Here is a 25,132-nt window from a genome sequence, read left to right on the forward strand (position 1 = left end):
CTATCTTCGTATTTAAATAGGTATCAAATTTAATAAAAGATAATTGAAGTATGAGATGTATTTTACTGGGACTATGTTTTTTGTTCTTTCTAAACAGTGCATCCGGACAAGAGATTCCTTTGCCGGAAAAGATGCCGCAGGCACATCCGAGAGTATTGACCACCCTGGCGGGAAAGCAGGAAATATGGAAATTGATTAGAAAAGAAGAATGGGCGAAAGATGTCTTTTATAAATTGAGAGAACGGACGGAAGTATATACAAACCTGACAGATGCCCAACCATCTTGGTTGTTGTCCCGTTTGGCGATGTACTGGAAATCCCATGCCACGGAGGTATATGTGAAAGGTGAAACGTTCGACCATGCGGGTGGTGAGAAAGCTCCTTATCCTACGGTACGCTACACAGGAACCCGTGGAACGACTGCTACTCACGGTCGCCCTCCATTGGCAGATGTCGTTCCTTATGATGATGAGGACGGGAATGTGACTTTTTGCAATAATGCACTTCCCGATCGTCCTATGGAGAGTGTACATCCGTCTAAAACCGGGCGGAATATCGAAAGTCTGAACTGCGAAATTCTGGGAATTGCCCGTGATGCCGCTTTTCTTTATTGGATGACGGATGAAGAGAAGTTCGCCAAACTCGCCGCAGGTGTCTTTGATACATACATGACGGGTATTTATTATAGGAATGTACCCATCGACTTGAACCACGGGCATCAGCAAACATTGGTAGGGTTGACATCTTTCGAGGTAATCCATGAAGATGCACTCCATATCGCTGTCCCTTTATATGATTTTCTATATAATTACCTAAAGGCTAATTATCCGGGTAAAATGGAAATCTATGCTGGAGCCTTCAAGAAATGGGCGGATAATATCATTGCGAACGGTGTACCTCATAACAATTGGAATTTGTTGCAGGCACGGTTTATTATGAATGTCGGATTGGTATTGGAAGATGATAAGGAGTATGCCGACGGAAAAGGACGCGAGTATTATATCGACTATGTGATGAACCGTTCCGGTATCCGCCAGTGGAGCCTGACGCGATTGGCGAATTACGGTTTCGACGCTAATACAGGAATTTGGGCTGAATGTCCGGGATATAGCAGTGTAGTAATCAATGATTATGCCAATTTCGTGAATTTGTTTGATGCGAATCTGCAATACGATTTGGTGAAAGCAATGCCTGTATTGTCGAAAGCGGTAGCAGCCACTCCCCAGTATCTGTTTCCTAACCGTATGATTTGCGGATTTGGAGATACGCATCCCGGGTATTTGAATACGAACTTCTTTATCCGTATGATACAGAATGCACAAGCGAATGGGAAAAAAGAACAGGAAATCTATTTCACTGCTTTATTGAAATGCCTGAACCCGGATTTGGGAAATGATAAAACAGGAAAGAGGAATGTGCGTGTATCTGTCAATTCTTTCTTTGAAGATAAACCATTGACACTGAATCCTAAAGTGCAGCCGGGAAAAATCGAAGATTATGTTTCTCCTTTATTTTATGCTCCCAATGTGTCGTGGCTGGTACAGCGCAACGGTATGCATCCGCGCAACAGTTTGATGATTTCATTGAATGGCAGTGAAGGTAATCACATGCACTCTAACGGCATTTCGATGGAACTTTACGGAAAAGGATATGTACTGGGTCCGGATGCAGGTATCGGACTATCCCTGTATAGCGGGCTGGATTATGCGGAATATTATTCTCAATTTCCCAGTCATAATACGGTTTGTGTGGATGGAATATCAAGCTATCCGGTGATGAAAAGCAACCATTCTTTTGATTTGCTTTCCTGTTTCCCTGCATCAGCGGAGCCGGGCAAAACATTTACGTCTGTTACTTACAGTAACCTTTCTTTCCGTGAACCGGAAAGTAGGGCGGATCAGACCCGCATGATGAGTATTGTCACTACCGGGACGGAAACAGGATATTATGTCGATGTATTCCGTAGTCGGAAAGAGAAAGGGGGGGATAAAATGCACGATTATTTTTATCACAATCTTGGGCAGACTTTGACATTGACGGCAGCAGATGGCAGCAACCTGAATCTCCGACCTACGGAAGAACTATCTTTTGCAGGTGCACATCTTTACGCTTATTCCTATTTATATGATAAGAAAGTGGCTGCAACCGATAAGGATGTCAAGGCAACTTTCACTATAGATATGAAAGATAAGGACGGTGATGCTATATACATGAATCTTTGGATGAAAGGAGAACCGGAACGTGAAGTCTTTACGGCCTTGGCGCCAATGACCGAAGGGTTGAGCCGTACACCGAATATGCCCTATAATATAAGGGAACAGCCAACGCTGACATTTGTTGCCCGCCAACATGGAGAAGCTTGGAATCGTCCTTTTGTTTCGATATACGAACCGAGTACGAAAAAGGAGCCGTCCGCTATTCAGTCCGTTTCTTACTTTGATGCGGAGGGGACAGGTTTGGAAGACTTTGCCGGAATCTGTGTGAAAAGCAAAAACGGACGTATAGATCATATTTTCTCTCTATCCGATGCCGCACAAACCGCTGCTTATCAGGGAATGAAAGTGAAAGCGGATTATGCTGTTATCAGCAATGAATATACAGGAAAACGGACGTTGTTTTTAGGGAATGGGACCCTATTGGTTACGCCCGGGATAATGATTCAGACCGATAATGCCGCCAATGTACTGCTCGAAAAGAAAGAGGGGGAATGGTATATTATTTCTTCTGCCCCCTGTACGGTTGTTATCGGTGATAAGAAAATCAAATCAGATGCTGTACCGGAGCCTATGTTGTTGCGTATCTGATGTTTTAAATAGTAGTACTACAAAAAGATGGACATGAAAAATCGAATATGTTTGTTTATCGTACTAATGGGATTATTGTATCCGAGTTATGTTACCTCGCAAGAATCCCCATATGTATTCCGTCAGATTGGAGTTGCCGAAGGATTACCGGATAACTATGTAAAGAGTGTTTTTCCCATTCCGGACGGACGTATCGGTGTACGAAGTACTGTGCTGTTAAGCCTGTATGACGGTGCACACTATTCAAATTTCCCTTTCAATGTTCATGGCGAATATTCGATAGCATATAATCATATCATTCCCGAACAGTATATCGATGCTGATAAACGTTTGTGGATGAAAGAACGCAAGAGTCTGCGTGTCTTCGATTTGGTTACCGAACAGTATATCTATAACGTAGATTCTTTATTCCGACAATTCGGTTTAAAGGATAAGGTGTCGGACCTGATTATTGATTCAGAGAAACGCTGCTGGTTTCTGACACCGGGTTCCGCTGTCTATATGTACGATGCGGAGACAAAATCAATCGAGCAGGTTTGCAGGAATGATGAGTTTATGGGATACTATGGAGGATTGATCAGGGTGGAAAGTCATGGGAAATACAGTTGGATGGTTCATCAGAAAGGATTTATCCGCTGCTACGATTTGGAAAAGAAACGTTTTGTACAACAACTTGATTTCCTGAAAGGTCAACTGAAACCGGATGACCGTGTGGTTCTGAAGATACTCGATAATGGTGACTTTTGGCTGATGTGGGATCGTGGAGTAGGCTATTATGATGTTTATAATAAAAAATGGAATCAAATTTCAGGTATCCGACTCGGACACTATTCCTGGTTTACTTCTATGGATATTGATAAAGGTGGAAATGCATGGGTAGGAACTGTTGTCGATGGATTCTATGTCATTGATATGCACAATTTTTCCGTAACCCAAATACTAAACATTCCTTTATTATCAGGCAACACAGTGCGTAACGGTATTCAGAGTATCTATTGTGACCGGGAAAACAATTCTGTTTGGATAGGACTCTACAATCAGGGAATGTGCTATTATCATCCTTGCATGAATAAAATAGTGCTGTACAATAAAAAGATGGTAAATGGTGACTGGAAAGGAGAGGAAATACGTTGTATGCTCGAAACGTCTAAAGGAGAAATCCTGATGGGTACTACACAAGGTGTCTATCGTTATGAACCGGAGACTAAAAGAATGTATAGATTCTATCATGAATTCAGTCAGAAGAATTGCCGTGTACTCTATGAAGACAGCAAAAAGCGTATTTGGGTCGGAACATTCCACGATGGACTCTATTGTATAGATCATGGAAAGGTACGATCTTACGATTATCCCGATACGGATTATCAGAATGAGCTGGATTTCAGTAATATCCGTATTATGGTCGAAGATTCTTCCGGTCGATTGTGGGTAAGTATATATGGGGGGGTAGGATTATTTAATCAGGAGAACGGACAAATAAACTTACTGTCCGAACAGTTCCCCGAACTCAAAAAATACAAAGTAGCCAATGCGTTGGCCATAGATAACCAATCCCGATTGATCGTAGGCAGTGATAATGGACTTTACATTTACGATCCTGCAACGAATAAAATATGGATACCGGAGCAAGACGGTCAGGCTAATTCAATCTTCAATCAGGGAAGTATCAAGTATAACCAAATATTCAAAGACCATGAGGGAACTTTATGGTTTGCCACTCAATATGGCTTGAGCGTCTTGACTTACAATGGGCAAAGCTATACATTAGGGAAAGAAGATGGTTTGTCCCAAGCCATCCTGAACGTAGTAGAAGATAAGAACCATGATATCTGGATATCGACAGTCACTTCTATTTATAAGATAAAAGTAGACAGAAGAGCTGATAAATACGGCTTTCATGTAATCAGCTGTCTGTCGGAAGATGGAATCCGTCAGGATGATTTATTTAGTTTCCCTTCGTTAATGACTAGGGATAATCAGCTTTTTCTGGGATTGATGAACGGATTTATCGCTTTCTCACCGGGAAATATGATAGATAATCAGTGTATCAATCGTCCTCTGTTTACCTCATTCCGCTTGTTTAATGTTCCGGTTGTTTCGGGTGAATCATATAATGGGCGTGTCTTATTTGACAAAGCATTGAGTTATTCGGATGAAGTGCGGTTGAAATATGATGAGAACTACATCACACTTGAATTCTCCGGACTGAACTTCCCCAATCCTTCCCAAACCTCTTTCCGTTACCGGCTGGAAGGATTTGACAAGGAATGGACGGAAACCCTTTTTGAGAATGGACAAGGACGTGTTGTCTATAACAATCTTCCTTCGGGCGAATACGTTTTTCGTGTGTCCGCTGCCGGCAACGACCGTATATGGGGACCTGAGTCTGCATTCAAAATCGTCATTCAGCCCCCGTTTTGGGATACATTGGTCGCTCGTGTTTTCTACGTAATTGTAGGTATTCTTTTTATCTTCGGGCTGATCTATGTAATAAACCACCGTAACCGGCAAAAGATGATTCGTATGCAGGAGGAAGAAGCGATGAAGCAGAAAGAAGAACTGGATCAGATGAAATTCCGCTTCTTCACAAATATAAGCCATGAACTCCGCACTCCGTTGACGTTGATTATTACGCCATTGGATATGATGATACGTCGATTGACAGACGATGCAATGAAAAAACAACTGAATACCATTTATAAGAATGCTCAAAACCTATTGTCATTAGTGAATCAGTTGCTCGATTTCCGCAAATTGGAAATGAAAGGAGAGAGGTTGCATCTGATGAACGGTGATATGGAGGAGTTTATTGTTTCTGCCTACAGCAACTTCATGCCAATGGCAGTAGAGAAGCATCTTAACTTTGTGTACCAATCGGAACATAGATCGATTTATATGTTCTTCGACCGGGATAAGGTACATAAGATTGTAAATAATCTATTGTCCAATGCCTTCAAATATACACCAGAAGGCGGGACGGTAGACTTACTGCTTGCAACAGAAGAAATAGAAGGAAGAAACTATGTGAGAATATCCGTATCCGACACCGGAATCGGAATATCTGAATCTGATCTTCCTTATATCTTTGACCGTTTTTATCAAGTAGGAAATGAAGGGGACGAAAAAATAGGCAGTGGCATCGGACTTCATTTAGTTAGGGAATATGTAAATATACATGGCGGTCGCATTAAAGTGGACAGTCAGATAGATCGCGGATCGGTATTCACCGTTTGGCTGCCGATGGATCTAAAACCGGAACCGGATGAACTGTCGGAAGAAATCAACGGAACGGATACAACGGATGTGGAAGAGAAAGAAACCGCTACATCCACAGTCGATGATAACCTGAAGAAACTGTTGTTAGTGGAGGATAATCAGGAATTTCGTACTTTCCTGAAAGAACAGTTGGAAGATTTCTATCAGATCGTTGAAGCAGCAGACGGTGAGGAAGGGGAGCGAAAAGCAATAGAGGAAAATCCGAACCTGATTATCAGCGACATTATGATGCCGAAAGTAGACGGTATCGAGCTTTGCCATCGAATCAAAACAAATGTGCAGACTTCCCATATACCGGTGATATTATTGACCGCCCGCACTGCCGATGATATCAAAATTAACGGCTATGAAGTAGGAGCGGACTCTTATATGTCGAAACCTTTCAATTTTGATATGCTCATGGTACGCATTGAAAAGCTGATAGAGCAACAGGAAAAGAGAAAGCAGGAATTCCGTAAAAACATAGAAGTAAATCCGAGTGCCATCACGATCACTTCGGTGGACGAACAGCTCATACAGAAGTGTTTGGAATACATAGAAAAGAACATGGACAATCCGGAATATGGTGTAGAAGAATTGAGTAGGGATTTGGGTATGGTACGTATGAGCCTTTACCGTAAGTTACAATCCATCACCGGACATACGCCCACCGACTTTATCCGCAGCATCCGTTTGAAACGGGCGGCACAGTTATTACAAGGAAGCCAGTTGCCGATTGTTGAAATAGCGAATCGGGTAGGGTTCAGTTCACCCAGCTATTTCTCGAAGTGTTTTAGGGAAATGTTCGGGATGCTCCCCAGACAATATGTGGAGGAAGCGGGAAAGTTTGTAAAATAACACGCTTGTTACGATAGTTTTGTTATCTGTTACTTATGTGTCATTTGCTTTTGTCGTTTATCCGTACTTTTGCATCATCATTAAACGGGTAAATTTAATGCCATGGATAAACAGCAAGCTACATTTGACGACTTCTTCTCTGAATGCTACCTTAAATATAAGGGGTATATCAAGAACTACATCGCTATCCGGATTTGCCATCCGCATGAAGCGGAAGATCTGGTACAGGATGTTTTTGTCCGCTTATGGGAATACAGGGGATTTGTTAACAAGGATACAGTCTGGTCTTTGCTCTTTACTATCGCCCGCAATATTGTAACTGATAAAATCCGTCGTTATTATAAACAGGAAGATTTCGTCGCCTATATATATAATAAGATGGAAGACACCGGGCGGAATACCACAGAAGATACCGTTCATTATCGTGAATTAAAGAAGATGCATGACAAAGTGATGGAAGCTCTTCCTGTCAAACGCCGTCAGATCTATGAACTTAGTTTCAAGCATGACCTGTCTTGTTCTGTCATTGCAGGGAAGTTGTCCTTATCCCCCCGTACAGTAGAATGTCAATTATTGCTGGCTCGCAAAACGGTTCGTACTTATTTGAAAAATGAATTTTCCAGAGTCGGTTAAATACCTGATTCGGAAAAACAGATATTAACTTTAACAATATTAATAGTATTATGGAAATTAAATCCAAATTCTTGTGTTCAAAAGGGGTCGCATTGGCTTTCGCCATGCTGCTGGGTGGTTCGCCCGGTGTATTGCTTTATGCAAATGATTCTGTAGAAGAGAGTTTGATGGTTGCTCAGACAGATCGTACCATCAAAGGACTTGTGACAGATGCGAATGGCGAACCATTGATTGGTTGTAATGTTGTGGTCGTAGGAAGCAATGCAGGAGTGATTACCGATATTGACGGTCGGTTCACACTGAATATTCCTGCTGATGCCAAACAAATTAAAATTAGTTATATCGGATATGTAGAGCAGGTCGTCAATCTTCATGATCGCTCTGATTTTAAAGTGGTACTAAAGGAAGATAATAATGCATTGGATGAAGTTGTGGTGGTGGGATATGGTACACAGAAAAAAGCGACGCTGACAGGGGCGGTAGAACAGGTAAGCAGTAAGGTGCTGGAAAGCCGTGCCATTACCAATGTGGGTGCTGCTTTGCAAGGAGCTACTCCGGGTTTGGTAGTCACTCGTTCTTCTTCACGTCCGGGTAATGAAGGATTGAACTTCCAGATTCGTGGAGCAACCTCTGTCAATGGTGGAAGTCCGTTGATTATTATTGATGGTGTGCCCGCTTTAAATGCCAGTGCTTTTCAAAATTTGAACTCGGACGACGTGGAAAGTATCAGTGTTCTGAAAGACGGTTCGGCTTCTATTTATGGTGCGAAAGCCGCTAATGGGGTAATTTTGGTGACTACCAAAAAAGGAAAGGGAAAAACAACGGTTGATTATAATTTCAATATGCGTTTTACCACCAATGGCATCATGGCGTTCTCTCCTAGTATGCAGGAATATGCCACCATGTGGATTGAAGCCAACAAAGAACAGAAAATTAAAAACTGGTGGAACTGGAGTTCGGAAGAAAATATGCTGATGATGCAACAGGGAATTGAGGGCATCTATCATACCAATGTGAAGGACTGGGGATATGACATTTTTATTGGCAATGCCAATCGTTTGGAGGAGATGTTTGCCCGTCGCTATTCTTATCAGCACAATTTGAGTCTGTCTGGTGCTACAGAAAAAACAGATTATCGTATTTCTTTGGCATACGCTGACAATCAGGCTAACTTGGCGACTGCTTACGATGGTCAGAAACAGTTGAACTTGCGTTTGAATTACGGGATTAAACTGACAGACTGGTTCAAACTGGAGACTTCGGCAAGTATGATTAAAACCAATACGGAGATGCCTTCTGCCGGAATTGACAAAACTATGTACGGAAACGAGCCACCTTTCTTTCCGGCAAAGAACCCCTATGGCCAGTGGTATGCGAATTTTGGTGGAGTGGGAGACCGCCAGCCGGTAGCTGCAACCACAGATGGTGGACGTGACGAGCGAATGAGTCTGATTTCCCGCGTGGATGTGAAGGCATTGGTGGATATATGGAAAGGCATCAGTTTTGAAGGAATGGCTTCTTTCCAAAATGAAGAATATCGTCGCGACCGTTATGTGAATGAAGTTCAGAACATACGATTGGTATGGTAATCCGGCTACGAAATTAGTGGACAATACTCAACAATCTTTGATTTATCCGACAGACGTTTTGAATCTGAAGAATATTCACAATCCCGCTTATCTGATGCAAGCCAACAACAGGCAATACCAATATTATTCTGCCTTATTGAAATATAGGCGTACGTTTGCGCAAGTGCACAATGTGGAAGCGATGTTGGGCATCAATGCGGAAAAGTGGATGTCTAAGAATATGACTACTGCCCGCGAGAAAATGGAGAATGCAGGCGTGTATGATTTGAATCTGGCTTATGGCGCTCAAGGTAATGCCGGTGGAAAGTCTCAGAACGGTTCTTACTCTTACATCATGCGATTGAACTACAACTATGCAGAGAAATATCTGGTTGAGTTTATCGGACGTAGGGATGGTAATTCTAAATTTGCGAAAGGGTATAAATTTAAAAACTTCGTATCCGCATCTGCCGGTTGGGTGTTCACAGAAGAACAATTTCTACAACCGATTACTCCAGTTGTCAATTTCGGTAAACTTCGTTTCAGCTATGGTAATTCGGGGAATGATGCCGGACTGGGTGATTTCGATTATGTAACTCTTGTTACGCAAGGTACAACCGCTTTCGGTTCCACAAGCCCTAATTTGCAGGTTAACTCAGGACTGGGTAATAATGGTCTGGTTAGTTTGGACCGTACTTGGGAGCGGGTAGAACAGAAGAACCTCGGTGTGGATTTGCATTTTTTTGATAGTCGTTTGACCACTTCTTTCGATTACTTCATCAAAGATAATATCGGTATGCTGTCAAATGTAACTTTCCCCGGGGTATTGGGTGGAACCTCACCGAAGGCCAACAGTGGGCATCTGAATGTGAAAGGATGGGAGTTTACGGTTGGATGGCGTGATGAGATTAAAGATTTCTCTTATTATGCCAATTTCAATATAGGTGATACCAAGAGCATGCTGAAAGAACTGGAAGGGGCGGATACATATGGCGCAGGAGTCAATAAAACCGTGAATGGATATCCGTTGAATTCTTTCTTCTTATATCGTACGGATGGATATTTTAAAGACCAGGCTGAGGTCGATCGTTATTATGCGCTTTATGGAGGAGGACAGAGTACTTCAATGGGATCCGTAGGAAAAGGCACGGATAACGAACTACGTCCCGGCGATACTAAGCGTCTTGATATGAACGGCGACTATAAGATTACCGATGTGGGCAGTTGGGACAGTGACTTGCAATTTATGGGCGATGCCAATCCGCATTTTGTGTACGGTATGACAGTGGGTGCTTCTTGGAAAGGTATTGATTTCAGTGCCATGTTCCAAGGTGTGGTCAAGCAATATATCATGCGTGATGACTGGATGGCATATCCATTCCGCACACTGTATACCAACCAGAACCCCACTTTCTTGGGGCAGACTTGGACGGAGGATAATCCGCACGCGAAATTCCCGCGTATGACGAATAGCACGCAGCGTGCCGCATGGAACTATCAGAACAATGATTTCATGCTTCAGAACAGTCGTTACATTCGTTTGAAAACATTGATTGTCGGTTATACATTGCCACAAATCTGGACTCGTAAAGTGAAATTGGAGAAAGTCCGTTTGTATTTTTCCGGTAACGACTTGTGGGAAGCTACCAGTATTCGTGACGGATTCGACCCGGAAATGGGGTCCGCTTCCAACACCAGCGGTTATCCGTTTGCTCGAACATGGTCGTTCGGACTTAATGTTACTTTATAATTCACGTTTTATTTAAACACATTTGAAATTATATGAAAAAATATACTTATATATTGGCTTGTGCTTGTATGTTGGGATTTTCTTCCTGTGCGGATTCTTTCCTTGATCTGGAACCGTTGGATGCAAAAACGGACCAAGTCTATTTCCTTGATCCGACTCATTTCAGGGAATATACGAACGGATTTTATTCTCAACTGTTCGGATGGCGTTCCGGATTGACAGGACACATGGATTTGCAATCCGATCTGATCACTAGCCGCAATGGTGAACAGTCCGATTTGGGATATGGTACATTGGTGGCAGGAGGTAATGACGGGCGTTGGGGACTCTACAACAGTATTCGTTCCAATAATATTCTTCTTCAGAAAGCCAAGGAATATCCGGGCGATGTAAAAGAAATCCAGGAGTATATCAGTGCTGCTCATTTTTTCCGTGCTTACAATTATTTTTCTTTGTTGCAAGCTTTTGGAGGTGTGCCTATTGTTGAAGTTCCGTTGGGTACCAGTTCTGCCGAGTTGCGTAATCCGCGTAATAGCCGTTATGAGGTAGTCGATTTTATTCTTTCCGATCTGAAAAAAGCAATAGAAGGTTTGCCTGTTGAACAGAATATAATTGATAGTGATAAAGGACATATCAGTCGTCAGGCAGCGAAGGCTTTTAAAGCACGCGTATTGCTTTACGAAGCTACCTGGAGAAAGTATAACGGTACGTCTACCGACTTTGAAGGTTCTGCCGGACCTGCACGCGACCAAGTGAATGAATTTCTTGAAGAAGCAGCAGCTTTGGCAAAAGAAGTGATGGATGACCCGGCGTTCAGGCTTTGGAACTATAACAGTGAGGCTGTAATGAACAATTTGAGCAGTCGTTATTTGTTTTGCATCGAGAGTGAAGACAGCAACCCGGGAAAGCACGGGCGCAATACGAATCAGGAGTTTATCATTTATTCCGTATTCGATCGGACGGTAAATGCCGGTGCTATCGAGTTGAATAAGAATATTATTCCTTATTTGTATCCCACACGGAAGTTTATCGATATGTTCCTTTGTCAGAACGGATTGCCCATTTCAGGGAATGAACAGTTTGAAGGCTATCATGCCGTTGGTGATGAGTTTAAGAACCGCGACTATCGTATGAATGCATATATAGGAGCGCCAACGGGTGTTGCCAAACTGTCCGGAACTATCGGATTCAACGGTTACGGTGTTCAGAAGTTTGCGTGTCCCGGAGCAAAAGATCAAGAGGAGTCTCCTAATTATCCAGTGCTTAGACTGGCGGAAGTTTATCTGATCTACGCAGAAGCGTTGTATGAACGTCATGGCTCCATTGATGATGAAGCTTTGAATGCTTCAATCAACAAGCTACGTTCGCGCGCCGGTATTGCTGCTTTGACAAACAAACTGGTAGAGGATAACCAATTGGATATGTTGGATGAGATACGTCGTGAACGTGCGGTGGAATTGTTCCTCGAGGGTTTCCGTTATGACGACTTGAAGCGTTGGGGGATTTTGGAACAAACACTCAACCAATCTCGTTTGGGAATGGTAGTAGGACAGGCAGGTTATCTCACTCCGTATAAGAATGCGGCAGGGGCAGTCATTACCGCTAATTATGATACCGATTCTTATCGTTTCGGTGAAGAGGAAGTTCAGACTGGAGATGGCGAATTGTCTTGCGTATGTATTACGCCCAAATCCAACTGTCAGGTTCGTAAGGCGCATTATCTCTATCCCATTCCGCAAGATCAAATTAACCTGAACGGGAATCTGAAACAGAATCCGGGATATTGATCACACGAATAATATAGTATAAAATAGTAAACAATATATGAGAAAGTTATTGAAAAACATAGGAGGGATGCTTGTATTGGCGGCAATGGGTATATTGTTTGCCCGTTGTGAGCAAGATCCGCAACTGAAAAAGTACGTCTATCCCATGCCGGAGGTGACCGGGATGACACCGAATATCGGATATGTCACTTCGCAAGTAGTGATTACGGGACAAAATTTCGGAAACGAAGCGAAAGCAGTGAAAATATTCTTCGGAGGAATTCAAGCTACCGATGTTGAGATGTGCAAGAACAATCGCATTGCAGTGAAAGTCCCCGTAAATGCATTGAGTGGCGATGTCACTTTGCAGGTATGGACGAACGAGGTCGGTGTGATAGGCCGATACGAAGTGTTGCCTACCCCTTATATCAGTGCGGCACAGTCCGATAATGCTTCTGGTGCGGGCATTGCTGAACCGGGAGATAAGATTACCATTACCGGTGAAAACTTTGGAAATGATAAGTCCGTTATTTCCATTCGTTTCAATGAAACGTTGGCTCCGGACTTTGAGTTGATAGACGACAAGACAATTACGGTGATTGCCCCCGAAGGATATGATACCGGAAATGTAGTAGTGAATATTCGCGGCTATGAGATTAAGAGTAGCGTCATGTTCAATCCGAATTCGAAAGGTGACGTCACGGTGGCTTATCTGAAAAATTACAAACAGCCGTTCACCGGTTCCGGAACGGGTGAGTGGACTGATCCTGACGTATGGAATCAAAGTGTGAAGAATCCTACCGGATGTTTACAGACGCAAAAAGGGGTGACATTCTTGTGTTTCCAAAATGGCTGGGGAAAGAGTAAGCTGGCTAATGCCAAGATATGGCAGGCTACGACTCTGCGTGCCGGAACATATCGGATGGAAGTCACTTACGCGGGCACTTATATACCGAATAGTGATGGAAACGGTGTAGCTGCCGTTATTGTAAAGGGTACGGATGCTGCAAGTATTCCCGATGTGGATAAGGTTTCTGCAATCACTCCCGAAAATGGTGTTTATACTACGTTTGGTGATTGGGGGAAAGATGAAGCAACCGGTACATTGAAGACATCTGCCTTTACGTTGAATGAGGCTACGGATGTGGTGATTGGCTTTGTTACTACAATACACTCAAACAATACGTATTTCAAAGTGACGGAAGTGAAGTTGATTCTTGAATAATGCAAGTAACAATGTATAAAATGAAAACAGATATGAAAAAAATATATAACTATTTGTTGCCGATTTTGCTCTCATTGTGTGTAGTTTCCTGCGATAACGATGATGAAGAGGTGGTTTACATGAACCAGCAGGAGCCGGTGGTAACAGTGACCGAGATTTCTCCGGCGAGCGGATACGTGGATACGGAGTTCACTGTTACGGGTACTAACTTTGGTGTGGTGATGGATGATGTAGAAGTGTATTTGGGAAGCACTAGACTCGAACTTATCGCTTGCGAAGACCAATTGCTTACGGTGCGTGTGCCCGATGGGGCTTCGGCAGGGAAACTTTCTGTTGTGGTGTATGGACAGCGGGTGGATACGCAGTTGCAATATGACGTGCTGGGAGTGCCAGGGGTGACTGCAATCTCTCCGGTCTATGGCTTTGCCGGTGATGTAATTACTTTTACCGGTCATGATTTGGGAGTATCTTCTGCTTATTATCAGGTATTGTTTGCCGGAAAGACAGAAGCCGCTTTGTTGGCGGACGAACCCACTCATGAAGGATTTTCCGTGAAAGTGCCCGAAGGTGCGCAGAGTGGTGCTATTGCATTGACCATTATAGAAAAGCCGGTGAACGTGCCGGTTCAGTTCACAGTGCTTCAGCATGCCACACTTGACAGACTGTCTGCCACACAGGGATTTGCCGGCAGTGAAGTTACCATTCATGGTACTCACTTGAATCCGGAACTTTTGGCTGATGCGGATCTTTCTGGAGTGAAAGTCTTGTTTAAGTAGGGAAAAAATGAACCGGTGGAAGCCGAATGGGTAGGTGAACCGACTAATGAAGCGGTGACAGTGAAAGTTCCTGCTACGTTGTCTGCCGGTACGTATCAAATAGCTGTCAGTACTTCTTTTGAAACTATTGAAAAGACATTGGACTATACCGTATTGCCCATGCCGGAAGTGACCGGGCTTTCTGTGGCAGCCGGATATATCAATGCCGAAGTCATTATTTCCGGTAAAAACTTTGGTGATAAAGCAGAAGATATTCAAGTGAAGTTCGGTGAGACGGCTTGTGAAGCAGTGACCTTGAACAAAGACGGTCATATCGTGGTGAATGTACCGAAAGGCATTCCGACAGGTGAGAATGCAATCACCTTGACCGTTTTGGGAATGACGATTGACATGAGCGGACATGGAACATTCGAGGTATGGGAAACTCCGGAAATCACCGGTGTAGAGACTCCTTATGTATATCCATATGGGACATTAGTGAAAGCTGGCGAAGAGATTACATTCATCGGACATGGTTTTGGCACGAACAAGGATGCTGTGACGGTTACTTTCGATGGGGTGACTGCGCCGGTTGAGGTAAACAGCGTTACTTCTATCGCCATAGCGGTCAATGTACCGGCTGGATTTACAGGCGGAAAAGTGACTATGTTGTTTGCCGGTATCGATGAACCGGTGTTGAGCGATGAGTTAGCACCGTTGCCTGCAGATGGAGATATCTCACGATATGCATTGCAGAACTACAAACAACCGTTTGATTATGTCAGAGAAGGTGGTAAAAATGGTGATGGATTCAGTAAAGGCGGAGAATGGGCCAAAGCTGTTGGATGGACGCTTGAGAACTCTAAATTGCAAGATAGAGAAGGTGGTTGCGCCGTTGATTTGGCATTCAGTAATAAAGGCGATACTAATGGCGGTACGGGCTTAGCTTTACAGACAGACTGGGGATTTGATAACCCGAAAAATAACGGTAAGATTTATCAGAAAACCACATTGCAGCGAGGACGTTATAGATTGACGGCTCATGTTTACGAATATGGGAATGGCAAACGTTTTACGGGGTATATTGCTGTTTGTGCCGGTGACAAGATGCTTGATACGGACGATGTACCTGCTCAAAGCTTGGCTCATGCTTCTATCACCGCTACAGGCGATGTGGTTACAGAATTCTCTATAAATGAAAAGGTAGAGGTTGTGATTGGCTTTGTTGCTACTATTGTGGACAAACAAGGGCGTGCGAAGATTAATGAGTTTAAACTGGAAATGATAGAATAATAATTTAGATAAATGGGTGCACCGTACGCCGTGCGGTGCACTTCTTAAACAAAGAACATTATGAAAAAACTATATTACATAGCAGCAGCCTTTGCATTTGTTTCTTTGGCTGCATGTGGCGATGGCGTGGACTTGCCTTCTCCCGGTGTAGAAACTGATTTGAATAAAATACCTCTTCCGGATAATGAATTGAATTTGGTGCAGGTGGAACTGAAGGCAAATACGGAGCCTATGATGCATCCGGGATTTCATACGAAGGAAGATTTCGAACGCATCCGTGAAAAGTTGGCTAATGGAGAGGAACCTTGGGCATCTGCCTATCAACTACTTGAGGAAAGTAATTTTGCACAAAAGAATACGGATACTTATCCGGTCGAAATGATTAAACGTGGCGTATCCGGTGACGAGAATTACATCAATGCCGCCAGAGGTGCTTCTATTATCTATCAGCAAGCACTGCGATGGAAGATTGAAGGCGATGAGGACTATGCAAAGAAAGCAGTGGAAAATATGAATAAATGGGTACAGACATGTGTCGGTGTGACTGGCAATAGTAATCTTTCTTTGGCAGCCGGACTTTATGGCTATGAGTTTGCCATTGCCGGTGAGGTATTGAGAGATTACGACGGATGGAAACCGGAAGAGTTCCGTGCCTTTCAGGATTGGTTGATAAAGGTTTTTATTCCTGCCAATCGTGACTTCTTGAAGCGTCACCATGATACTAACCCTTTGCATTATTGGGCAAACTGGTGTCTGTGTAATATTGCTGCAGAAATGGCTATTGGTATTGTGACGGATAATCGTGAAATTTATAATGAAGGTATTGAACACTTACAGTCCGGAAATACAAACGGTCGTCTTCGCCGTGCCATCTATCACGACTATGCACCGCAATACAACTTTGCACAATGGCAGGAAAGCGGACGTGACCAAGGACACACACTGATGTGTGTCGGTCTGATGGGGGTTATCTGCCAGCTGGCATGGAGTCAGGGTGACGACTTTTTCGCTTACGATGACAACCTTTTCTTGAGGGCCTGCGAGTATGCCGCATGTTGCAACTATACTGAGGATGAAGTGCCTTTCACCACCTATATTTGGCAGAAACAGAGCCCTTGGGGATATCCTGTACCTGAAGAACAACCGGTTCTAGGTGGTGGTAAATGGATTAAACGTGCCATCTGGGCATTGCCATATTATCATTATAAAGGTGTAAAAGGTGTGCAGGATGACTTGTTGAAATATACCAAAGTGGCTACAGAATATGTAGGCATCGAAGGTGGCGGTGGTTATTACGACGCTAACTCCGGCGGCTATGATGTGTTGGGACTTGGCACATTGATGTTCGCAAGATAAAGGGATCGTTGAGTAAAAAGGAGGACTTGTTCGAATTATACTGATAAGAGACAATGGAAGTAGATAAAAAAAAGTAGGTATGAATAAATTAAAAAGAATGGCATTGATTTCTCTTTCTGCACTTTTCGGATGGAGTTTTGTGCAGGCGGAAATCATTATCTATCCGGTGCCACAAGGCATCTACTATGCCCGTCACAATGACGACTACACAGTAAAGGTACGTCAAGTGGGTGAAAAAGATTGGGTAGACCTTTATGAGTATAACGTAAAGGTGGATATGGATACCCAATCGGATGCAACCATGGTACAGTTTGATTTCTCCGGTAAAGTGGAAGTGCTGGTGCAAAAGAACAACGGAAAAATCCGTTCGGCAGTGGTGCGTCCGCTATCCAAAGGTATTCAGCCGGAGATAGACGGAAACTTTCTGTTGTTTACATTGGATAAACCGCAAAAGCTCTCTATAGAATTCAACGGGGACCGGTTGAATAATCTGCATGTGTTTGCCAATCCGATCATCAGAAATGTACCGGATAAGAATGATCCGAATGTGATGTATTTTGAGTCCGGTATACACGAACCTACTGATGTGGCAGGCAAATGCTTCCGTATTCCTTCCAACACGACTGTCTATCTGGAAGGTGGAGCGGTGCTGAAGGGTTGTCTGACTTGCGACAGTGTGGAGAATGTAAAGATTCTCGGACATGGCATGCTGCTTGAACCGCAGCAGGGAATATCGGTGGCTTACTCCAAGGATGTACTGATTGATGGAATTACTGTCGTCAACTCCCGTCACTACACTGTCTCCGGTGGTCAATCGCAAGGAATCACTATCAAAAACCTGAAATCATTCAGCTATCAAGGATGGAGTGACGGATTGGATTTTATGTCCTGTTCGGATGTGACGATTGATGATGTATTTCTTCGTAATTCAGACGATTGTATAGCCCTTTATACACATCGGTGGAATTATTATGGAGATTCTCGTAATATCCGCGTACTTAATTCTACACTGTGGGCGGACATTGCGCACCCTATCAACATAGGTACGCATGGCAATACGAAAACCGGGGATGAAGTTCTGGAAGACATACTATTCAAGAATATCGATATATTGGAACATGATGAGGACGATCGGGATTATCAAGGCTGCATGACTATCAACGTAGGAGATCACAACCTCGCACAAAACATCACTTTTGAAGATATCCGTGTGGAACATATCCAAGAAGGGCAGTTGTTCCATCTTCGTGTGATGTATAACCCCAAATATAACACAGGTCCCGGCAGGGGTGTCAAGAATATAACGTTCCGTAATATTTCATGTACCGGGAAATATATCAATCCTTCATTGATGAAAGGGTATGATAAGAATAGGAAAGTTGAGAATATCCTGTTTGAGAACATTGTGTTGAACGGCAAGCGGATCACCTCTTTGGAAGAATTGAATATAGATAAAAAAGATTTTGTAGAGGAGATACGGATAAGGTAGCTAACAACTATTCCTTTCTTGTTCGCATATAATTAGGAAAGATGAATAAACATGAAGGTAAATAGAATGAGGAAAAGAATTCTGTTTTTGTTGTTGATAATACCGGTGCTGATGAAAGCACAAGATGTGATGACAGAAACCCGTCAAGAGTTGACTTCTCCCGATGGATCTTATCGCTTTACCTTCTATCAGCGTGCAGTGGGAAAGGATAATGCACCAATGTATTATACCCTGACTTACAAGAACCGTCCGGTGATTGAAGAAAGTAGGTTGGGAGTTCTGATTGAGAATCAACTGTTTGAGTCAGCATTGGGGATTCCGAATGATACTTGTCATTTTTGGTGTGAGAACCTGAAGCTGACGGGGACAGAGCATCGGAAAGCGGATGAGACATGGAAACCCGTATATGGCGAACGCGCAAAGGTCCGTGACTGCTATCATGAGATGACTTTGAAATTCAAGAAGGGAGAAGGGAATGGCAACCAGAATGGTGGCTACGATAAGCGTAAGAATTACTTTATGAACATTATCGTTCGTGCCTATAATGAAGGAGTTGCTTTCCGCTATCATTTTCCGGAAACGACAAACGGACTTTTCTTGCATATCATCGGTGAGCAGACTAGCTTCACAATGCCTGAAGGAACGATGGCATATTACGAGCGTTGGGCACAAGGACCTTGCGTACTTCGTCCGTTGGCAGGATGGGGCAAAGAGGAGAGTGAACGTCCTTTGACTTTGAAGCTACCTGATGGATTATCGGTAGCTTTGTTGGAGGCGGAAATGGTGGATTATGCCCGTGGCAAGTTCCGTTTATCGGCAGATAAACCTTCCACTTTGGAGACAAGTCTGTATAGTAGCGTCGATGTTATTTCTCCTTACAGTACTCCGTGGCGTGTTATTATGGTTGGAGAACGTCCGGTCGATCTGATTAATAATAATGATATCGTCTTGAATCTGAATCCGGCTTGCAAACTGTCCGATACTTCTTGGATTAAACCGGGAAAAGTATTTCGTTCGGGAGATCTGAAACAGGAACGAGTCAAAGTTGCCATTGACTTTGCAGCAGAGCGTGGTATTCAGTATGTGCATTTGGATGCCGGCTGGTACGGGCCGGAAATGAAGATGAGTTCGGACGCTGCCACTGTCTCTCCTGATAAAAACCTTGCTATACCCGATTTGTGTAGATATGCCGAATCGAAAGGAATAGGACTCATGGTGTATGTCAATCAGCGTGCGTTGGTGCAACAGTTGGATACCTTGTTGCCTTTGTATAAGAAATGGGGGTTGAAAGGAATCAAGTTCGGTTTTGTGCAGATTGGCAATCAACATTGGAGCACTTGGTTGCATGAGGCTGTCCGTAAATGCGGGGCATACGGTCTGATGGTAGATATTCATGACGAATATCGTCCGACAGGTTTCAGCCGCACTTATCCTAACCTGATGACGCAAGAGGGTATTCGTGGTAATGAAGAAATGCCGGATGCCACACACAATACGACCCTTCCTTTCACCCGCTATCTGGCAGGTGCAGGAGATTATACGCTTTGTTATTTCAATAGCCGGGTGAAGAATACGAAAGCACATCAGTTGGCAATGGCAGCAGTGTATTACAGTCCTTTGCAATTTATGTTCTGGTATGACAGACCCGAATTTTATCAGGGAGAAGAAGAACTGGATTTTTGGAAAGCGATTCCGAGTGCATGGGATGACAGTAGAGCATTGGATGGAGAAATTGGTGAATATATCATTCAGGCACGTCGTTCGGGGAATGACTGGTTTGTAGGAGCAATGACAAATACGGAAGCCCGTACGATGATATTGACTACGGATTTTCTGGAACCGGGTAAGAAGTACATGCTTCATCTGTACGAAGATGATGACAAGCTGAATACACGAACGAAAGTACGCAGTACTCATAAGAAGATAAAAGCCGGAGATAAACTTATTTTAAAGTTGAAAGTAAGTGGCGGGGCTGCATTGCATTTTGTTCCACTGGAAAAATGAAATGGCTGATTACTGATAAATGCAATTATAAGAAACAGTATGAATCACTATTTTTTTCATGTGTTGTTATCTCTGTTCGTGCAGACCAACCGAGTTGCAGCCAATCCTCTCCCTATTGATTTCGTCAATTCCTCTTTCAACCTATCACCATCGTCCTGAAACTCTTTATTCATCGTATTTACAGAGCGGTGATAGGTTGTCGTTAACCTATCACCCGTATCTGTCACCTATCACCTTGTGTTATACTAAAGAATAACTGTGAGGAGAGTAGGTATTTATCTAATCTCCTTCGTATATATAAACAAACCGGTTGACAAATAAGATAAAGGTGAAAAGAACTTGTTTTCAGGAGTAACAAGTAAGTCTTCTATTAAGTATTGAATGAATTGATAGCTGAATATATGCGTAAAAAATTGTTTTTAGCAGGAATGATGGCTTGCTGTTCATTGGCAGGTGCACAAGATATTTCTCAAACTTGGGTGGCTGATAAAGGGAATGGAACCTATCGGAACCCGGTTCTTCATGCCGATTATTCGGATCCGGATGTCTGTGCGGACGGAGATGATTTCTATATGACGGCATCCAGTTTTAATTGTATTCCGGGGATTCCTATTCTTCATTCCAACGATTTGGTGAACTGGTCGCTGGTGAATTATGCACTACCGGTGCAGGAGCCGAAAGAATTTTTCGATAAGGCACAGCACGGTAAGGGAGTATGGGCGCCTTCTATCCGTTTCCATAACGGGGAATTTTATATCTACTGGGGTGATCCGGATTACGGAATCTACATGATAAAGACAAAAGACCCGAAAGGAAAATGGAGCAAGCCGGTATTGGTAAAGGCCGGAAAAGGAATGATTGACTCGACACCGCTTTGGGATGAAGACGGTAAGGTGTATCTTGTATATGCATACGCTGCCAGTCGCAGTGGAGTAAATAGTATTGCCGCGATTTGCGAGTTGAATGTTGAAGGTACGGAAGCTGTTTCCGATCCGGTGATGGTGTTTGACGGAAATGATGGCAAGAACCATACGATAGAAGGACCGAAGCTTTACAAACGCAACGGATACTACTACATTTTTGCTCCGGCAGGCGGGGTGGCTACCGGTTGGCAGCTGGTTCTTCGTTCAAAGAATATCTACGGTCCTTACGAATCGAAGATTGTCATGGTACAAGGAAAGACAACTATCAACGGTCCCCATCAGGGCGGTTGGGTAGATACGAATACGGGAGAATCCTGGTTCATTCATTTTCAGGATAAAGGAGCTTACGGGCGTGTGATTCATCTGAATCCGATGACTTGGGTAAATGATTGGCCCGTAATCGGAGTAGATAAAGATAAAGACGGTTGCGGTGAACCGGTAACAACCTATAAGAAGCCAAATGTCGGAAAAAGTTATCCGATAGCTACTCCGCCGGAGAGTGATGAGTTCAACACCCGGCATTTGGGACTACAGTGGCAATGGCATGCTAATAAAAAAGAGACTTACGTGTTCACTACCGACTTAGGATATATCCGTTTGTATGCAGGCAACCTTTCAAAAGAATTCGTGAACTTCTGGGAAGTGCCTAATCTGTTGATGCAGAAGTTTCCGGCTGAAGAGTTTACAGCTACTACCAAATTGACTTTTACTGCCAAACAGGATGGTGAACAGGCAGGACTGATCGTGATGGGATGGGATTACAGTTATCTTTCTATTCGTAAGGCGGGAGATAAATTCATTCTGCAACAGGCAATCTGTAAAGATGCGGAACAGCATACTCCCGAACAGATAAAAGAATTGGCAAACCTTCCGGTGGAACATCTGAAGATGCCGGGAGTAGCAGATAATGAATGGCAAACAGTTTACTTGCAAGTAAAGGTTCGTAAAGGAGCTGTTTGTACATTCGCTTATAGTCTGGACGGAAAGGAATATACGACAGTGGGAGAGTCTTTCACAGCCCGACAAGGCAAATGGATAGGAGCCAAAGTGGGAGTATTCTGCGTGACTCCGAATGAAGGTAATCGCGGATGGGCAGATATAGACTGGTTCCGGGTGACTAAATAAGTAGTGTATGACTAAGTAATGGATGAATGGCCAAGTAATCGACAAAGAGAAATAAAGAATAAGAATTAACACGAATATAGTAAACGAAGATGAAAAAGATGGTAATAGGTATGGCTGTGATGGTCGTTTTTTGTACGTGTACCCACAAGCCTTCCGGTACATTGGATGTGAATCAGGCATTGGATTACTGCGCGGAACAGACACTGCGTACACTTACGGAGTTGAAAACAGATTCCGGAATTAACTATACGATGATGCCGCGTAATATCATGGCTGACGAACATCACTGGAACTGCCGCAAGGCAACGAAAGAAGAGTGGTGTGCCGGTTTCTGGCCGGGGGTACTTTGGTATGATTACGAATATACACGGGATACACGTATTTTGGAAGAAGCCAAGAGATTCACGAGCTCATTGGAGTTTCTTTCTCAAATTCCCGCCTATGACCATGACTTGGGATTCCTCGTGTTTTGCAGTTATGGAAATGGGTATCGTTTGACAAAGAATCCGGCTTATAAGAAAGTGATTCTGGATACTGCCGATTCTTTGTCTACTCTGTTTAATCCGGTAGTGGGAACCATACTTTCATGGCCTCGTGAAGTGGAACCTCGCAACTGGCCCCACAACACAATCATGGATAATATGATTAACCTTGAAATGTTGTTCTGGGCGGCGAAGAATGGTGGCAATCCTTATTTGTATGATATGGCCGTTTCTCATGCCGACAAAACAATGAAATGTCATTTCCGCCCTGATTATACTTCTTACCATGTAGCAGTATATGATACCATTACAGGGAACCTGATAAAAGGGGTGACTCATCAGGGCTATGCCGACAGCACCATGTGGGCACGCGGACAAGCATGGGCAATCTATGGATACACAGTAGTCTATCGTGAAACGAAAGATCCTAAGTATCTTGATTTCGTGCAGAAGGTGACAGATGTTTATCTCGAACGTCTGCCCGAAGACAAAGTTCCTTATTGGGATTTCAGTGCCCCGGGAATACCGGATGCTCCCCGGGACGCCTCGGCTGCGGTAGTGGTGGCCTCTGCTTTACTCGAATTATCTACCTATCTTCCGAATGCTACGGGCAAACGTTACAGAGATGCTGCGGTGGAGATGCTGACGAATCTGAGTTCTGACAGTTATCAGAGTGGTAAAAGTAAACCGTCATTCCTGTTGCACAGTGTAGGACATTGGCCTGCTCATTCCGAGATAGATGCTTCTATTATTTATGCAGACTATTATTATATCGAAGCATTGTTGAGATTAAAACGTTTGCAGGAAGGACACGGAGTATTAGGATAGCAAGCTTTTCAGACACAAATAACGCGGATAACATAGATCTGATAAATGATAGATCCGTGTTTTCCGCGTCATCCGTATCCGAAGGATTCTCTTGCTTGTTATTTAGCGTAGGTTGCAGCCTTTGCTTTGGCGCGCTCGATACGTTTCACCGTATCCGGGTGTGACGAGAACATCTTCTGCAGATAAGAAGCCTGTGGAGCATCTTTTGACAGTTCGGACAGTTTAGTCAGTGAGTTAGCCATCGCATAGGGATCGATGCCATGCTTTACACAGAACTCTACACCGTAATCATCTGCTTCACTTTCCTGCTTCTGCGAATATTGCGCACCGGCAAGAGCTTCCGCCATGGCTCCCAGCTCAGAATCAGTCAGCTTGGCTACTTTATTGCTGGTGGCGCCTGCCGCATTCTTTACAGCTGAGCGGAGATAAGCATTCTTCATGGCATCTTTGGAGTCCGTGTGAATAACGTGACCGATTTCATGTCCTACCACAGCCATTACTTCTTCATCCGTCATAACATCCATCAGACCGGCACAGATACGTACACTGCCATCACCGCAGGCAAAGGCGTTTACGTCTACCACTTCGTATACACCGAAGTTAAGCTTCAGTCCGTCTACTTCTTTGATATGTCCGGTCAGCTTCTCCAGACGTTTGCCGTATTCGGAATCAGGTTTAGTTAAAGGATTATGAGCATCCATCCATTCCATATATTCCTTGCTCATGTTAACAATGTCCACATCGGATAAAGTAACGGCCGATACTACGTCTTTACCGGCTTGTAACACTTTTCCCAGATTAATCTTCTTGCCGAATTGTGCAGAAGCTGTCATTCCCATGCCCAACAATACGAAGGCAATCATAACAATTTTTCTTTTCATACTTTTCTATAGTTTGATATTTTTATGTGTCAACAGTTTTTTATCCGATTGCAAATTATTACTGCGAAAGTACGAAAAAAGTACTAAAGAATGATACCTTCCATCAATAAAAATAGAATCACTTCTTGTTGGGACCG

Annotated in this window: 13 protein-coding genes and 1 pseudogene; 13 read left to right on the forward strand and 1 reads right to left on the reverse strand. The window is 43.5% G+C overall.

What is annotated here, in order from left to right; genetic code table 11:
* Positions 1 to 50: 50 nt before the first annotated feature.
* The 13 genes and pseudogenes from AB9N12_RS18275 (at position 51) to AB9N12_RS18335 (ending at position 24,114) form a co-directional block, all read left to right on the forward strand.
* Positions 51 to 2,804 carry a six-hairpin glycosidase gene (locus AB9N12_RS18275; RefSeq protein WP_369893525.1) on the forward strand — a complete coding sequence of 918 codons (2,754 nt, stop codon included), beginning with the start codon at positions 51 to 53 and terminating at the stop codon, positions 2,802 to 2,804.
* A gap of 33 nt (positions 2,805 to 2,837) precedes the next feature.
* Entirely contained in the window at positions 2,838 to 6,917 is a 4,080-nt protein-coding gene (locus AB9N12_RS18280) for an ATP-binding protein (RefSeq protein WP_369893526.1), read from the forward strand.
* Positions 6,918 to 7,019: 102 nt separating this feature from the next.
* Entirely contained in the window at positions 7,020 to 7,550 is a 531-nt protein-coding gene (locus tag AB9N12_RS18285) for a sigma-70 family RNA polymerase sigma factor (protein ID WP_369893527.1), read from the forward strand.
* 50 nt (positions 7,551 to 7,600) lie between these two features.
* A pseudogene (locus AB9N12_RS18290) lies at positions 7,601 to 10,868 on the forward strand (SusC/RagA family TonB-linked outer membrane protein).
* A 32-nt stretch (positions 10,869 to 10,900) separates the two neighbouring features.
* A complete protein-coding gene (locus AB9N12_RS18295) occupies positions 10,901 to 12,655 on the forward strand; it encodes a RagB/SusD family nutrient uptake outer membrane protein (protein ID WP_369893528.1) in 1,755 nt (584 codons plus the stop codon).
* Between the two features lie 37 nt (positions 12,656 to 12,692).
* The gene (locus AB9N12_RS18300) at positions 12,693 to 13,859 is read left to right on the forward strand and encodes a DUF5013 domain-containing protein (protein ID WP_369893529.1); all 1,167 of its coding nucleotides are present in this window, start codon (positions 12,693 to 12,695) and stop codon (positions 13,857 to 13,859) included.
* 32 nt (positions 13,860 to 13,891) lie between these two features.
* Entirely contained in the window at positions 13,892 to 14,635 is a 744-nt protein-coding gene (locus AB9N12_RS18305; RefSeq protein ID WP_369893530.1) for an IPT/TIG domain-containing protein, read from the forward strand.
* A 15-nt stretch (positions 14,636 to 14,650) separates the two neighbouring features.
* Positions 14,651 to 15,907 (forward strand): DUF5013 domain-containing protein, encoded by a 1,257-nt coding sequence (locus tag AB9N12_RS18310; protein ID WP_369893531.1) that lies wholly within the window; start codon positions 14,651 to 14,653, stop codon positions 15,905 to 15,907.
* Between the two features lie 60 nt (positions 15,908 to 15,967).
* A complete protein-coding gene (locus AB9N12_RS18315) occupies positions 15,968 to 17,263 on the forward strand; it encodes an alginate lyase family protein (protein WP_369893532.1) in 1,296 nt (431 codons plus the stop codon).
* A gap of 79 nt (positions 17,264 to 17,342) precedes the next feature.
* Entirely contained in the window at positions 17,343 to 18,752 is a 1,410-nt protein-coding gene (locus tag AB9N12_RS18320; protein WP_369893533.1) for a glycosyl hydrolase family 28 protein, read from the forward strand.
* A 51-nt stretch (positions 18,753 to 18,803) separates the two neighbouring features.
* A complete protein-coding gene (locus tag AB9N12_RS18325) occupies positions 18,804 to 20,756 on the forward strand; it encodes a glycoside hydrolase family 97 catalytic domain-containing protein (RefSeq protein WP_369893534.1) in 1,953 nt (650 codons plus the stop codon).
* A gap of 401 nt (positions 20,757 to 21,157) precedes the next feature.
* Positions 21,158 to 22,804 carry a glycoside hydrolase 43 family protein gene (locus AB9N12_RS18330; RefSeq protein ID WP_369893535.1) on the forward strand — a complete coding sequence of 549 codons (1,647 nt, stop codon included), beginning with the start codon at positions 21,158 to 21,160 and terminating at the stop codon, positions 22,802 to 22,804.
* 89 nt (positions 22,805 to 22,893) lie between these two features.
* Positions 22,894 to 24,114 carry a glycoside hydrolase family 88 protein gene (locus AB9N12_RS18335; RefSeq protein WP_369893536.1) on the forward strand — a complete coding sequence of 407 codons (1,221 nt, stop codon included), beginning with the start codon at positions 22,894 to 22,896 and terminating at the stop codon, positions 24,112 to 24,114.
* Positions 24,115 to 24,212: 98 nt separating this feature from the next.
* Here AB9N12_RS18335 and AB9N12_RS18340 read toward each other — a convergent pair whose 3' ends face one another.
* Complete coding sequence (locus AB9N12_RS18340; protein ID WP_369893537.1) at positions 24,213 to 24,995, reverse strand: M48 family metallopeptidase; 783 nt, start codon at positions 24,993 to 24,995, stop codon at positions 24,213 to 24,215.
* Positions 24,996 to 25,132: the final 137 nt, after the last annotated feature.

The sequence above is a fragment of the Bacteroides sp. AN502(2024) genome (assembly GCF_041227145.1).
Lineage (GTDB): Bacteria > Bacteroidota > Bacteroidia > Bacteroidales > Bacteroidaceae > Bacteroides.